At 74.8% G+C, this 13,667-nt stretch carries 14 protein-coding genes and 1 pseudogene; 7 read left to right on the plus strand and 8 right to left on the minus strand.

Annotated features, from left to right (window positions below; genetic code table 11):
- The first annotated feature begins 55 nt into the window (after window positions 1-55).
- Window positions 56-757 (plus strand): DUF1990 family protein, encoded by a 702-nt coding sequence (locus tag ACVJO7_RS30385; protein ID WP_491675809.1) that lies wholly within the window; start codon window positions 56-58, stop codon window positions 755-757.
- Between the two features lie 13 nt (window positions 758-770).
- Window positions 771-1,181, plus strand: coding sequence for a DUF5313 family protein (locus tag ACVJO7_RS30390; RefSeq protein ID WP_491675810.1), 411 nt, complete (start codon window positions 771-773; stop codon window positions 1,179-1,181).
- Between the two features lie 3 nt (window positions 1,182-1,184).
- On the opposite strand, the gene ACVJO7_RS30395 is transcribed toward ACVJO7_RS30390, so the two are convergent.
- The 3 genes from ACVJO7_RS30395 to ACVJO7_RS30405 form a co-directional block, all read right to left on the minus strand.
- Window positions 1,185-1,553, minus strand: a complete 369-nt coding sequence (locus ACVJO7_RS30395) for a MerR family transcriptional regulator (protein ID WP_491675811.1) — start codon at window positions 1,551-1,553, stop codon at window positions 1,185-1,187.
- On the minus strand, window positions 1,550-1,867 hold the full coding sequence (locus ACVJO7_RS30400) for an aldo/keto reductase (protein WP_491675839.1): 318 nt from the start codon (window positions 1,865-1,867) through the stop codon (window positions 1,550-1,552). The genes ACVJO7_RS30395 and ACVJO7_RS30400 overlap by 4 nt, the downstream gene beginning before the upstream one ends.
- A 254-nt stretch (window positions 1,868-2,121) precedes the next feature.
- Window positions 2,122-3,264: a Glu/Leu/Phe/Val family dehydrogenase gene (locus tag ACVJO7_RS30405; RefSeq protein ID WP_491675840.1), complete on the minus strand. Its 1,143-nt coding sequence runs from the start codon at window positions 3,262-3,264 to the stop codon at window positions 2,122-2,124.
- Window positions 3,265-3,592: 328 nt separating this feature from the next.
- On the opposite strand from ACVJO7_RS30405, the pseudogene ACVJO7_RS30410 reads away from it, so the two are divergent.
- The 5 genes and pseudogenes from ACVJO7_RS30410 to ACVJO7_RS30430 form a co-directional block, all read left to right on the plus strand.
- Window positions 3,593-4,513, plus strand: a pseudogene (locus ACVJO7_RS30410) (LysR family transcriptional regulator); the annotation flags it as partial.
- A 253-nt stretch (window positions 4,514-4,766) separates the two neighbouring features.
- Complete coding sequence (locus ACVJO7_RS30415) at window positions 4,767-6,404, plus strand: molybdopterin-dependent oxidoreductase (protein WP_491675812.1); 1,638 nt, start codon at window positions 4,767-4,769, stop codon at window positions 6,402-6,404.
- Window positions 6,405-6,582: 178 nt separating this feature from the next.
- The gene (locus tag ACVJO7_RS30420) at window positions 6,583-7,263 is read left to right on the plus strand and encodes a fasciclin domain-containing protein (RefSeq protein ID WP_491675813.1); all 681 of its coding nucleotides are present in this window, start codon (window positions 6,583-6,585) and stop codon (window positions 7,261-7,263) included.
- A 107-nt stretch (window positions 7,264-7,370) separates the two neighbouring features.
- Window positions 7,371-7,688, plus strand: a complete 318-nt coding sequence (locus tag ACVJO7_RS30425; RefSeq protein ID WP_491675814.1) for a VOC family protein — start codon at window positions 7,371-7,373, stop codon at window positions 7,686-7,688.
- Between the two features lie 290 nt (window positions 7,689-7,978).
- Window positions 7,979-8,467, plus strand: a complete 489-nt coding sequence (locus tag ACVJO7_RS30430; protein ID WP_491675815.1) for a beta-class carbonic anhydrase — start codon at window positions 7,979-7,981, stop codon at window positions 8,465-8,467.
- Between the two features lie 53 nt (window positions 8,468-8,520).
- Here ACVJO7_RS30430 and ACVJO7_RS30435 read toward each other — a convergent pair whose 3' ends face one another.
- The 5 genes from ACVJO7_RS30435 to ACVJO7_RS30455 form a co-directional block, all read right to left on the minus strand.
- Window positions 8,521-8,745, minus strand: coding sequence for a hypothetical protein (locus tag ACVJO7_RS30435; protein WP_491675816.1), 225 nt, complete (start codon window positions 8,743-8,745; stop codon window positions 8,521-8,523).
- A gap of 139 nt (window positions 8,746-8,884) precedes the next feature.
- Window positions 8,885-10,519: a dipeptide ABC transporter ATP-binding protein gene (locus ACVJO7_RS30440; protein ID WP_491675817.1), complete on the minus strand. Its 1,635-nt coding sequence runs from the start codon at window positions 10,517-10,519 to the stop codon at window positions 8,885-8,887.
- Window positions 10,516-10,899: a hypothetical protein gene (locus ACVJO7_RS30445; RefSeq protein WP_491675818.1), complete on the minus strand. Its 384-nt coding sequence runs from the start codon at window positions 10,897-10,899 to the stop codon at window positions 10,516-10,518. Before ACVJO7_RS30445 ends, ACVJO7_RS30440 begins: the two co-directional genes overlap by 4 nt.
- 69 nt (window positions 10,900-10,968) lie before the next feature.
- Window positions 10,969-12,333 carry an NtaA/DmoA family FMN-dependent monooxygenase gene (locus tag ACVJO7_RS30450; RefSeq protein WP_491675819.1) on the minus strand — a complete coding sequence of 455 codons (1,365 nt, stop codon included), beginning with the start codon at window positions 12,331-12,333 and terminating at the stop codon, window positions 10,969-10,971.
- Window positions 12,330-13,616, minus strand: coding sequence for an LLM class flavin-dependent oxidoreductase (locus ACVJO7_RS30455; RefSeq protein WP_491675820.1), 1,287 nt, complete (start codon window positions 13,614-13,616; stop codon window positions 12,330-12,332). The genes ACVJO7_RS30450 and ACVJO7_RS30455 overlap by 4 nt, the downstream gene beginning before the upstream one ends.
- Window positions 13,617-13,667 lie beyond the last annotated feature (51 nt).

Consider the following 13,667-nt stretch of genomic DNA (forward strand, 5'->3'; position numbering starts at 1 on the left):
CCGCCCGTCCGCCGCCCGCCGGGCCGCGGACCTGGACGCGCTCGCCGGTCTCGCCGTGAACGTCGATCCGGCGGAGGAGCCGCGGGCCGCCGACGACCCGGCCTGGCACGTCGACCACGGCCGCGCCCTGGTCGGCACCGAACCGCCCGGCGATCCGGTGCCCGGCGGCGACTGGGAGCGCGCCTGCACGGTGGTGCGCGGCTACCAGTTCACCGACCCGCACCGGCTGCGCGGCATCTTCCGGCCGGACGATCCGCTGCTCGGCCGGGACATGCTGCTGGAGGGCCGGTTCGGGCCGCTGCGCTTCCACCTGGGGGTGCGGGTCACCGGCATCGTCGACGAGGTGCGCGACGGGACCCGCGTCTGGGGCTGGAGCTACGACACGCTGCACGGCCACCTGGAGCAGGGCCGGCTCACATACGAGGTCGTCAAGGACCTCGCGACGGGCGAGGTCGAGTTCGTGATCCGGGCCTTTTCCCGGCGCGCGCCCATCCCTGAGCCGGTCCTCGCCACCGGGTTCGCCCTGTTCGGGCGGGCGGTGCAGCTGGAGTTCTACCACCGCGCCGGGCAACGGGTCCGGGACCTGGTCGGCGCGGCGCGGGCCGGGCGGCCGCTGCCCCGGCCGGTCCCCGACCCGGACGGCATCGCCGTCGCACCGGAGGGCAGCAGGCACCTGCGGGGCGACTCGCTCGCCCTGCTCGTCCGCCGCCCGGGCCCGTCGGCGGCCCCCGCAGCACGCCGGGTTAGGGTCACCTGACTTGGAGGACGTCATGCAACGCCCGAACCCCTTCCGCTGGCTCGCCTACGCCTTCGGTGCCCGGCTGCCCGAGCGGCACCGGCGCTGGGTGCTGCACGACGTCACGTGCCGCACCTGGTGGCTGCGTCATCTCGTGCGCACCGCCGTCCAGCTGACCCCGCTGCTGGCGCTGCTCTACCTGGTCGTGCCCGGGCCGCCGTGGGTGCGGCTCGGCGCGATCATGTCGGGCGCGTTCATCGGGTTCTTCTACTCGCTGGTCTACATGGTCGAGGCCGCGGAGACGCGGGTGATGAAGGCCGGGTACCCGGTGGGTGCGGCGGCCTCCACCCGCGAGGCCCGCCGGTCCGAGCAGCACGTCGAGGCCCGCCGCCGGTACGACGAGATCTACCGCGACGAGCGCGGCCGGGGCGACCGCCCTGGCTGAGCGTCAGCCCGTTCCGTAGTGCGCGATCTTCTCGTCCAGCACGGCGAGCGCCGCGTCCAGCCGGGACCGCCGTTCGAGCAGCTCCGCCCGGTGCGCGATCAGGAAGGCCGCCAGGTCCGGGGCCCCCGCCCGGTCGTCGAGCCGGGTCCGGAACTCGCGCAGATCGGCGATGCCCAGACCGGCGCGGCGCAGGCAGCCGACCATGCCGATCCAGGCCAGGTCGTCGTCGGTGTAGATCCGGCGCCCGGCGCGGTCCCGGGCCGGCGCCGGGACCAGCCCGACCCGCTCGTAGTAGCGCAGTGTGTCGATCGAGAGCCCGGTCCGCCGGGCGGCCTCGCCCGTCGCGCACGGTCCGGCGCCGAGCAGCGTCATGCGGCGGTGTCCAGCCGCTCGCGGGCGGCCGCGCCGAGCACGAGATCGCGGGCGTCGAGCGCCTCGTCGAGCTGCCCGGCGCGCACCCCGGTCTTGGTGGAGATGCGCACCTGCTCGCGCACGCCGGGGCGCGCCGCGAGCCAGGAGCCGATCACCCGTTCGCTCTGGCCGCCGGCACCGGACGGGTCGTTCCAGAACGCGTAGACGTCGGCGGTGTCGATCCACTCGCCGCCACGCTCGACGAACCGGTCGAGCAGGGCGAACGCCGTGCCGGTGTCGACGCGGGTACCGAAGTTCATCGCGCCGAGGACGATCTGCGGGGTGCTCGTGCGACCAGCATCCGGCCTGGAGCGCGCTCCAGGTCAAGCCGCTGTGCCACGACGGCCGCATAGGGCCCGGAACGTGATCGTGCACCTCTACGCCGAGGTCGACGACGAGCTGCTCGCCCGACGGCGGGCCGGACGATCTCGGTGCGTTCGCGGCCCGGATCGCCGCGCTCGCCGGCCGACCCACGCACGCCGGTGGGCCCGGACCGCGACGGTCCGGGCCCACCGGGTGGGACCTGTGATCAGGGGATGACGACCGGGCCGGTCGTCGGGGCCGGGTCGTCGGCCCAGCGGTGGCCGCTCTCCCGCGGCGTGACGCCCTCCTCGGCCCACGCGGCCAGCAGGGTGGCGACCTTGGCGTGCATCACGGTGCGGAGCCGGTCGAACGAGTTCTGCGGGTCGTCGTCGACCTCCCCGAGCAGCAGCCACCAGGCCCAGGCGACCGCGCCGGCGTTCGCGACGAAGTCCGGCAGCACCGGGACGCCGCGGGCGGCCAGCATGGCCTCGGCCTCCGGGGTGGTCGCGGCGTTCGCGGCCTCCACGACGACCCGCGCCCGGACGTCGAACGAGTTGTCCGGGGTGATCGCGTAGGAGATGGCCGCCGGGACCAGGATGTCCGCCTCGGCGGAGAGGATCGCGTTGCGCGGCAGCTCCTCGACGCCCGCCGGCAGCCGGCCGCGGTCGATCTCGCCGTAGCCGTCGCGCAGCTCCAGCAGGGCCGGGACGTCGAGCCCGTCGGCGCAGTGCAGGGTGCCTGCGGCGTCGGCCACGGTGGTGACCTTCATCCCGGCCTCGTGCAGGTAGTAGGCGGCGGCGCCGCCCATGGTGCCGACGCCCTGGATCGCGACCGTCGTCTCGGCCGGGACCTGGCCCCAGGAGACCGCGGCGGCGAGGCAGGCGTGCGCGACGCCGTAGCCGCCGATCACGTCACCGAGTTCGAAGCCGCCCTCGACCTCGGCCGTGAGGCCCTTGCGGACCCGCTCCAGGGTGGCTGCCGGGTCGTCGGCGCGGCTGATCGCGGCGTGGTAGCTCTGGCCGAGGCCGAGCCGGGCGAAGACGTCGTCGATCAGGTGCTGCGGGACGCCGAGGTCCTCCGCGGTGACCCAGTGCCGGTCGATCCACGGGCGCATGGCCTCGCAGAACCGCTCCAGCACCTCGACGGCGCGCGGGTCCTTCGGGTCGAAGTCGATGCCGCCCTTCGCCCCGCCGATGGGCAGATCGAAGGTGGCGGTCTTGTTGGCCATCCCGCGGGCCAGGTCCTCGACCTCGCTGAGCGTGCAGCCCGCCCGCATCCGGGTGCCGCCGGTGGCGAGGCCGCCGCGCAGGGTGTGCACCACGAGGTAGCCGACGGCGCCGGTCACCGAGTCGTTCCACTGCAGGCGCATGTACGGCTCGGAACGGCGGACCGCCGGTGCGACGGGCGCGGCGCCGATGCCCGGGACGGCCGGGGCGGCCTGAACCGCTGTCTGCGGGGTGCTCCCGGCGGGGTTCTGCATCGTGGTCATGGCGACCCACCTCCTCGTCGTGCTCGTGCCGGTCGCCTGGCCTGGGGCCACGCCGGTCGCGTCATCGCCTGTGCGGACCTCGTCGTCCCCCCGGCCCTTCGCTCGCCGACCGGTGACCCCAGCCTGCGGGCGCAGCGGCGGCCCCGTCCATTTACGGATCATTCACGGCGGTGTTCAGCGTTCCTGCACAACGCCTAGGCTCCGGTCCATGGACCTGTCGCTGCCCCGGCTGCGGATGCTGCGTGAGCTGCACCGGCGCGGGACGATCACCGCGGCCGCGACGGCACTGCACTACACGGCGTCCGCGGTGTCCCAGCAGCTGGCGCAGCTGGAACGCGACGTCGGCACCCGGCTGTTCGAACGGCGCGGCCGCCGGGTGCAGCTGACCGATCTCGGCGTGCTGCTGGCCGAGCACGCCGAGGAGATCCTGGCCGCCGTGGAACGCGCGACCCAGGCCATCGAGGAGGCCGGCGAGTCGGTCGCGGCGAAGGTCACAGCCGGGGTGTGGGCGTCGGTGGCGTCCGGGCTGCTGCCGGACGCGCTGACCGCGCTGGCCCGCACCCATCCGGGCGTCGTGGTGCGCAGCCGGGAGCTCGCCCCGGAGGAGACCGCGGCCGCCGTCCGCGACGGCGAGCTCGACCTGTCCTTCGTGATCGACTACTCCAACTACCCGATGACCTGGGACCGCAGCCTGGAACGCTCGGTGATCGCGGTCGAGCGGCTCTACGCCGCCGTCCCGGCCGGCGCGGTGCCCGCGGCGAGCGTCACGATGGCCGAGCTCGCCGAGCACCCGTGGATCATGTCCCCGGCCCGGTCGCACTTCGGGCACGCCGCCCGGCTCGCCTGCCAGGCCGCCGGGTACGTCCCGCGGATCGAGCACGAGGTGGAGGAGCAGGCCACCGCGATGGCGATGGTGTCGGCCGGGCTGGGCGTGACGCTGGTGTCCGACCTGGGGCTGGCGCTGCGGCCACCGGGGGTGGACGTCGTCGCACTCGGCGACGCACTCACCCGCACCGTGTCGCTGGCCTACCGGACGAACTCCGGACGGCGGGCCGCGCTGTTGCTGGTCATCGACGCGATCCGGACGGCCGCGGCACAGATGGGACTGGGCGCCGACACCGCGCTGCCCGCCCCGGCGCCCGCCACCGCTCCCCCGGCTGCGCCGCCGCCCCGGCCCCCGGGGCCCCGCACGGCGCGACCGCCGGCCCCGGACGCCGCGCCGGAGGTCCACCGGGACGGCGTCGCACCCGCGTCGGAGGAGATCGGCTCGGGCGGCGAGCGGCTCGGGCTGAGCTGACCCGGCCCCGCTCACCGGGTGAGCATTTCGGGGGCGAACAGGAAATCCTCCGAACCGTGCGGCCCCGCATTCTCGAAGAACAGGCGTGAGCAGCGACGAGCGGGCACCGGGAAACGCGAGCACCGTTCTGTCACGGCGGGTCGCGATCGGCGTGGAACTGCTCGCCGTCGGCGCCGCGGTGGCGTCCGGGCATCTCGTCGCCGGGCTGCTCGCGCCGGCGTCGTCGCCGTTCGTCGCGGTCGGTGACGCCGTCGTGCGGCTGTCCCCGCAGCCGGTGGTCGAGTTCGCCAAATCGGCGTTCGGCACCGCCGACAAGCCGGTGCTGCTCGCCGGGACGGCCGTGCTGCTGGTGCTGGCCGGGGCACTGGCCGGGCTCGCCGCCCGGCACCGTCCGCTGCCCGGGACCGTCGCGGTCGCGGTGCTCGGCGCCGTCTCGGCGGCCGCGGTGCTCACCGCGCCCGCGCTGCAGCCATCGGACGTGGTCGCGCCGCTCGTCGCGCTGGTGATCGGGCTGCTCACCCAGCTGGGCCTGCACCGCGCGGCCCGATCCGCGGCAGCCGCACCCGCCGCGGCCGACCCGGCAGGCGCGGCAGCGCCGGACGCGCCGATGCCCGGCGGCGGACCGGTCGCGACCCCGGTCCGCCGCCGCTCGGTCCTCGCCGGCGCCTCCGCAGCGGTGGCGCTGGGTTCGCTGGTCGCGGGCGGAGCGGGCGTCGCGCTGGCGGCCTCCGGCCGCGGGATCGCCGAGTCCCGCTCGGCGCTGACCCGGCGGCTGGCCGCGGCCCGGCTCACCGAGCGGGCACCCGCGGTGCCGGAGTCGGCGGGCTTCGCCCGGTTCGGCACGGTCCCCTTCGTCACGTCGAACGCCGACTTCTACCGGATCGACGTCGTACTGCGGATCCCCGCCGTGCGCGCCGAGGACTGGAGCCTGCGCATCCACGGCCGGGTCGACCGCGAGCTCACCCTCGGTGTCGACGACCTGCTGGCCCGTCCCCTCGTCGAGCGGACGATCACGATGACCTGCGTCTCCAACACCGTCGGCGGCGACCTGGTGTCGACCGCGAACTTCGTCGGTGTCGACCTGGCCCCCCTGCTGCTGGAGGCCGGCGTCGATCCGGGCGCCGACCAGATCGTCTCGACCAGCCGGGACGGCTGGACGGCCGGCACCCCGACCGCGACCGTCCTGGAACCGGGCCGCGGCGCGATGCTCGCGATCGGCATGAACGGCGAGGCACTGCCGGTCGAGCACGGATTCCCGGTGCGGATGGTGGTGCCCGGCCTGTACGGCTACGTCTCGGCCACCAAGTGGCTGACCGAGATCGAGCTGACCACCTTCGCCGACCGGACCGTCTACTGGCGCGACCGCGGCTGGGCCGAGCGGGCGCCGATCAAGACCCAGTGCCGGATCGACTCCCCCACCGGGTTCTCCCAGCAGGTGGCGGGGGCGGTCCGGGTGGCCGGTGTCGCGTGGGCGCAGCCGGTGGGCGTCGCGCAGGTCGAGGTACGGGCCGACGACGGGCCGTGGGTACGGGCCGAACTGGGCACCGAGGTCAATCCGAACACCTGGCGGATGTGGACGGCCGAGCTCGATCTCGGACCCGGCAACCACATCCTCACCGCGCGGGCCACCGACCGGCGCGGGCTCACCCAGACCGAGGAGCGGGTCGATCCGATACCGGACGGCGCCACCGGCTGGCCCTCGGTGATCGTCACCGTCGCCTGACACCGCCCGAACGCGGTTCCGGGGCACCCCCATGCCATTTCCGGAAATCGTCGGGCCGACCTCAGAATATTTCCGGGATTGCCGAACCAATCGCCTCCCCGGATCGAACAACTCCACGACGGTCACGATTGATGAATGTATGGAACCGGACCGGAAAATCCACGGAAGGAACATCGCGATGCGCGCATCCCGCACCATGGCCACCGTCGGCCTGCTGGCCGCACTCTCCCTCGGCCTGACCGCCTGTGGCGGCGGCATGGGCGGCGAGGAGGAGCCGGCCGCCTCCGCCCCGCCCGCGATGTCGTCGGCCCCGGCGGCGCCTGCCGCCGCCGACGGCGTCACCACCAACGACGACGTGTTCGGCCCGGCCTGCGGCCAGCTCCCGCAGGGCGACGAGCCCGGCTCGCTGAACGCGATGGGGCCGCAGCCGGTGGCGACCGCCGCGGGCAGCAACCCGCTGCTCAGCACGCTGGTCACCGCCGTCGGTGAGGTCCCCGGCCTGGCCGACACGCTCAACCAGCAGGAGGCCATCACGGTGTTCGCGCCGGCGAACCCGGCGTTCGAGGCGGTCCAGGAGCAGCTGGGCGAGGAGCAGTTCAACGCGCTGCTCGCCGACACCGAGCAGCTCCAGGGCCTGCTGTCCTACCACGTGACCCCGGAGCGTCTGGACGCCGCCGGGATCGTCGAGAAGGGCACGCTGACCGAGCTGGCCGGTGGCGACCTCACCATCGGCGGCACCACGGACGCCCCGACCGTCACCGACGGCCAGGGCAACACCGCCAACGTGCTCTGCGGCAACATCCCGACCGCGAACGCCACCGTGTTCGTGATCGACAAGGTGCTCATGCCGCAGGCCTGACCTGCGACATCCGCCGACGGGCCCGGGGAGACCCCCGGGCCCGTCGGCGTGCCCGGCCGGTCGGGGTCCCCGTCCGGTCGGAGGGCCCGACCGCGCGGACCCGACTGATGGACAGGTTGCGATACCCGCGTGCTTGCGGCGGCCGGTTCCACCACACCGTGTTCGCGCTCGACGGCGGCATGCTGTTCGGGCTGCACACCCACCAGGGCCGGGAGTCCGGCGAGCCGTTCGACGAGGAGCGCACCGGGCTCGACCACGTCGGGTTCGCGGTCGGCTCGCACGCGGAGCTGGAGCGGTGGGCGCAGCGGCTCACCGAGCTGGGCGTCCCTCACGACGGCGTCAAGAAGGCGCACTACGGCAGCGGCATCTCGTTCCGCGATCCGGACAACATCGCGCTGGAGTTCTTCACCGGTCCGGACACCTGACCGATGCCGGTGGACACGGGACACCGTTCGTGCGGTCGGCGGTACCGATCGGAGAATCCGCCGGCCACCGGACTTGCGCGCGGTGGGCCTGCACGGTCGAATCATGCTGTGATGCGCACCCGGCTCGAGCCGTTCTGGCCCAGCCGTCGCATCGTGCAGTTCGACGAGTTCTGTCGGTGGGCCGCGTAGCGACCCGTCGCACCGTGCGACCGGTGGGTCGCCGCGTGGCCGCCCCGTGCCCTTCTGCGCGGGCACGACGCCCGCGATCCCCCCACGCTCCAGGAGAGCCCGTGTCCGTCACCGACGAACTTCTCGAGAACAACGCCCGCTACGCCGAGTCCTTCTCCGGCCCGCTGCCGCTGCCGCCGGCCCGCAAGCTCGCCGTGGTCGCCTGCATGGACGCCCGGATCGACGTCTACCGCGTCCTCGGCCTGAACGAGGGCGAGTCGCACGTCATCCGCAACGCCGGCGGCGTCGTCACCGACGACGAGATCCGCTCGCTGGCGATCAGCCAGCGGCTGCTCGGCACCGAGGAGATCATCCTCATCCACCACACCGACTGCGGGATGCTGACCTTCACCGACGACGCCTTCAAGAAGTCGATCCAGGACGAGACCGGCATCAAGCCGGAGTGGGCCGCCGAGTCGTTCAACGACCTGGACACCGACGTCCGCCAGTCGATCGCCCGGATCCAGGCGAACCCGTTCGTGCCGAAGAAGGACTCGATCCGCGGGTTCGTGTTCGACGTCGCGACCGGCAAGCTCAACGAGGTGGTCTGACCGCACCGCCGTCGCGGGCCCGGCCGGGGATCCGGCCGGGCCCGCGATGTCGGTCAGGCCGACCGCGGGACGCGCCGCAGCGCGTTGCGGGCCACCGCCAGCTGCTGGGCCACCTCGGCGGTGATCAGCTCGGCGTGCAGCGTGCCCGCGGTGTCGCGGGCCAGCGCCCGGTGCCGCCGGACGAGGGCCTCGAGCCCGTCGAGCAGCTGGGCGCCGGGGTCCACGGCGCCGGATCGGGTGGTGCGGTCGGTCGGAAGGGTACGGACGGGAGTGCGCACGGCGGCCTCCTGGGCTCTGCGGTCTGGTCGGGTCGAGGTGGACCGGCCGGACGACAGAGCGTGGTGTGGGTGAGCCCGAAGTCGACGATCCGCCGCCGCGACGTCACGGTGCGGCTCACCGGGCGGATCACCTGGCGGTTCACGGGGCGACCTCGGCGCGACGGCCGGCGATCGCGGCCAGCAGCTCCCGGGTGTAGTCGTCGCGCGGGTCGTCGAACAGCTCCGCGGTGGGCCGCAGCTCGCGCAGCGCCCCGTCCCGCATCACCCCGGTGCGGTGCGCGACCCGGCGCACGACGGCCAGGTCGTGCGAGATGAACAGGTAGGCCAGCCCGTCGCGCTCCTGCAGCTCGGCGAGCAGCTCCAGGACCTGCGCCTGCACCGACACGTCCAGCGCGGACACCGGCTCGTCGCAGACCACCAGGTCCGGCGACAGCGCGAGCGCCCGGGCGATCGCGACCCGCTGGCGCTGCCCGCCGGACAGCTCCGCGGGCCGGCGCTCCAGCAGCTCGGCGGACAGCGCGACCCGGTCGATCAGCTCGGCCGCCCGGCCGGCCTGCTCGGCCGCGATGCCCACGGAGAACGCCCGCAGCGGCTCGGTGACGATCTCGCGCACCCGGAACCGCGGGTCCAGCGAGGCGTACGGGTTCTGGTAGACGAGCTGGGCCCGGCGCCGCAGCCGTCGCCACGCCTCGCCCCGGACCCGGGTGACGTCCGCGCCGTCGATCCGGATCTCGCCGGACGTCGGGTCCTCCAGCCGCAGCAGCAGCCGCGCCGTCGTCGACTTGCCCGAGCCGGACTCGCCGACCAGGGCCAGGGTCTCGCCGCGGGCGATGCTGAACGACACCCCGTCCACCGCGCGGTGCGTGGGGCGCCGCCACTGCCCGCGCACCCGCGGCAGCGGGAAGTCCTTCACCAGGTCCCGGACCTCGGCGATCGGGACGCCGGTGGGATCGACCGCGGGCCGCGGCGGCGGTGCGGTCACCGCCAGTCCCGGCGCCGCGGCGAGCAGCTCGCGGGTGTACGGGTCGGTCGCGCCGGCCAGCAGCTGCGCCGCGGGCCCCTGCTCGACGATCCGGCCGTGCCGCATGACGACGATCCGGTCCGCCCGGTCGGCGGCCACCGCCAGGTCGTGGGTGATCAGCAGCAGCGCGGTGCCGGAGCCGCGGCGCAGCGTGTCCAGATGGTCCAGGATCCGGCGGGCGACGGTCGCGTCCAGCGCGCTGGTCGGCTCGTCGGCGACGACCAGCGACGGATCGGCGGCGATCGCGATCGCGATCAGCACCCGCTGCCGCATCCCGCCGGACAGCTCGTGCGGGTACTGCCCGGCCCGGGTCGCCGGGTCGGTGAGCCCGGCCCGCTCCAGCAGCTCGACGGCCCGGCCGGCCGCCGAGCGCCGGTCGGCCAGGCCGTGCGTGCGCAGCACCTCGGCGACCTGCTCGCCGACCCGCTGCACCGGGTTGAGCCCGACCCCCGGATCCTGCGGGACGAGCCCGATCCGGGCGCCGCGCACGGCGCGGTACGCCTTCTCGGACAGGCCGGTCAGCTCACCGGCGCCGGCCAGCGAGATCGACCCGCCGGTGACCGAGCCGTTCTCCGGGAGCAGCCCGAGCGCCGCCTGGGCCAGCGTCGACTTGCCCGATCCGGACTCCCCGACGATCGCGACGACCTCGCCGGGCGCCACGTCCAGGTCGATCCCGCGCACGGCGTGCACCGGTCCCGCGGAACCGCGGTAGGTGATCTCCAGGTCGCGGACCGACAGCAGCTCCCCGGTCATGCCGAACGCCTCCACTCGCCGTCCAGGGCCCGGGAGATCCGGTTCACCGACAGCACGGTCGCCGCGATCACCAGGCCGGGCATCGCGCACATCCACTCGGTGGCCAGCCACGGGACGATCTCGCCGGTCTCCGGGTCCTGGTCGGTGAGCGAGTCGACGACCTGGCGCAGCGAGTAGATCGAGTCGTTCGAGCCGGCCTGCTGCGGATCGGCGCAGCCCTGGTCCGACGACACCGCGAACACCAGGGTGCCGCCGGGCTGCGGTTCCCCGGCGGCGCCGGCCGCCTCGGGCCCGGAGCCGCAGGCGGTCAGGGTCAGCGCGGTCGCCGCGAGGCAGCACGGCGCTGCGCCCGGCCGGGAGCCGGCGCAGCGGCCCCGCACCGCCGGGGACCAGCCGCCGCAACCGGGACGACCGCCGGCCGGACCGGCCGTTGACCGGGCGGGCGGGCCTCACGACGCCACCGCCGCGCGCTCGCCGAACCGGGCCGGCGGGGCCAGACCGAGGTTGTCGCGCAGCGTGCCGCCGTCGTACCCGGTCCGGAACGCACCGCGCTCGGCCAGGATCGGCACCACCCGGTCGACGATCTCGTCCAGACCCGACGGGCTGACGTGCGAACCGAGGATGAACCCGTCACTGGCGTCGGACTGCACGTAGCGGTCGATGTCGTCGGCGACGTGCTCCGGGGTGCCGACGAACACGGCCCGGTCGAAGACGTGCTTCACGGTGTCCCGCAGGCTGTACCCGTTGGCCTCGGCGATCTCCCGCCAGGCGGCGGCGGTGGCGTGCGGGTCCTGGGTCAGCGGGGCCCGGCCCTCGATCCAGCGCGGCGCCCCCGGGGTCGGGTCGACGTCGGGCAGCGGGCCGTCCGGGTCGTAGGACGACAGGTCGCGGTTCCAGACCATCTCGGCGAGCACGATCGCGGTCCACGGGTCGACCTGCTGGTCGTGGATGTGCTCGTGCCGCTCCCGGGCCTCGGCGTCGGTGTCCCCCAGCACGACACCGGCGCTCGGCAGGATGCGGACCTCGTGCGGGTCCCGGCCGGCCTTGCGGACCCGGGCCTTGACGTCGTCGTAGAAGGCGCGGGCCTCGTCGAACTTCTGGTAGCGGGAGAAGATCGCGTCCGCGTTCGCCGCGGCGAAGTCCCGCCCGGCCGGCGACTCGCCGGCCTGCAGGATCACCGGATGGCCCTGCGGGCTGCGCGGGGTGGTGAACCGGCCGGCGATGTCGAACTGGTTGCCCGACACCGCGAAGTCACCCACCTGCGGATCGGACAGGAACCGGCCGGACTCCTGGTCGGCGACGACCGCATCGGACCCCCAGGAGTCCCACAGCGCGCGGACCGCGGCCAGCGTCTCGCCGGCCCGCTCGTAGCGCTGGTGGTGCCCGAGGAACGCGCCGCGCCGGAAGTTCTCCCCGGTCGGGGCGTCCGAGCTGGTCACGACGTTCCAGGCGGCCCGCCCGCCGGACAGGATGTCCAGGGTGGCGAACTTGCGGGCCAGCTCGTAGGGCTCGTTGTAGGTGGAGTTGATCGTCCCGGCGAGTCCGATGTGCTCGGTCACCGCGGCCAGCGCGGCGAGCACGGTGAAGGTGTCCGGGCGGCCGACGACGTCCTGGTCGAAGATCTCGCCGCCGCGGGTCCGCAGCCGCAGGCCCTCGGCGAGGAACAGCAGGTCGAGCCCGCCGCGCTCGGCGGTGCGCGCCCAGTGCTCGAACGACTCCCAGGCGATGTGGCTGCCGGACGCCGGATCGCTCCACACCGTGTCGTGGTTGACGCCCGGGAAGTAGGCGCCCAGGACGATCTGCTTGCGGGTCATGCGGGGCTCCCGGTGGTGGTCGGGACGTGCGCGGGGACGAGTCCGGGGACGAGCGCCGGGTCCGCGTCCGGTGCGTAGCGGCTGGTGGGGCGGGGCAGACCGAACCGCTCGCGCAGGCCGGCCTCGGCGTAGCCGGTGCGGAACGCGCCGCGCCGCGCCAGCTCGGGGACCAGGCCGTCGACGATCGCGTCGAGATCGGTGGGGAGCACGGCCGGGCGGAGCCGGTAGCCGTCCAGCCCGGCGGCCCGCCAGTCGAGCAGCGTGTCGGCGAGGCCCGCCGGGGTGGTGGCGAGCACCAGCGCGTCGCTGGAGAGCGGATCGCGGGCGTCGAGCCGGGCCAGCCGGTCCCGGCCGGCCGCCTCGGTGTCGGCGAGCACGACGACGAGATCGGCGAGGATCTTCAGCGGTGGCGCGGTGCGCCCGGCGGCCCGCTCGGCGGTGCGGACCTGGTCGACGGTCCGGACGGCGTCGTCGGCGTCGTGCGGGGTGGTGAACACGACGTCGCCGACCTTCGCGGCGAGCAGCGACGGCTCGTAGCCGTGCGACAGCGACACCACCAGCGGCTGGCCCGGCGGCGGCCGCGGCACGATCGACGGGCCGCGCACCGAGAACTGCGACGCCTCGACGTCGACCGTGTGCAGCCGGTCCCGGTCGACGAACCGGCCGGTGATCGCGTCCCGGATCTCGGCGCCGTCCTCCCAGGAGTCCCACAGCCGGCGCACCGTGTCGACCACCTCGGCGGCCTCGCCGAACAGCTCGGCGACCAGCGCGCGGCCCTGCGGGGTGTCCAGGTCGGCGCGGCCGACCGCCGGGACCTGCCTGCGTCCGAAGTGGGCGGCCTCGTCGGGGCGCACCGAGGTCTGCACCCGCCAGCCGGCCCGGCCGTGCGAGTCGTGGTCGAGCGTGGCCAGCGCGGAGGCGACGTGGAACGGCTCGGTGTGCGTGGTGGTGACGGTCGGGACCAGCCCGATCCGCGACGTCAGCGGCGCCAGGAAGGCGGCCACCAGCGAGGCGTCGAGCCTGCCCTGGACCCGGTCGGTCCGCCGCTGCGGCTCGGACAGGTGGTCGCCGGACTGCAGGCCGAGGCCGTCCTCGATGGTGATCAGGTCGAGCAGCCCGCGCTCGGCGGTGCGGGCCAGCTCCACCCAGTACCGGGCGGTGAACAGCTCGCCGGGGCGGGTTCCCGGCTCGCGCCAGGCGGCGGGGTGCCAGCCGGCGCCGTCGAGCGCGACCGCCAGGTGCAGTGGCCGCGCCGGACGGGCAGGGGTGTCCGATGAGGACATCAGGGCATCGCTTCCTCGCCGCGCGGCGGCGCGCGGCGGAACGTGGGGGCG

It is taken from the genome of Pseudonocardia sp. DxW (assembly GCF_058448985.1).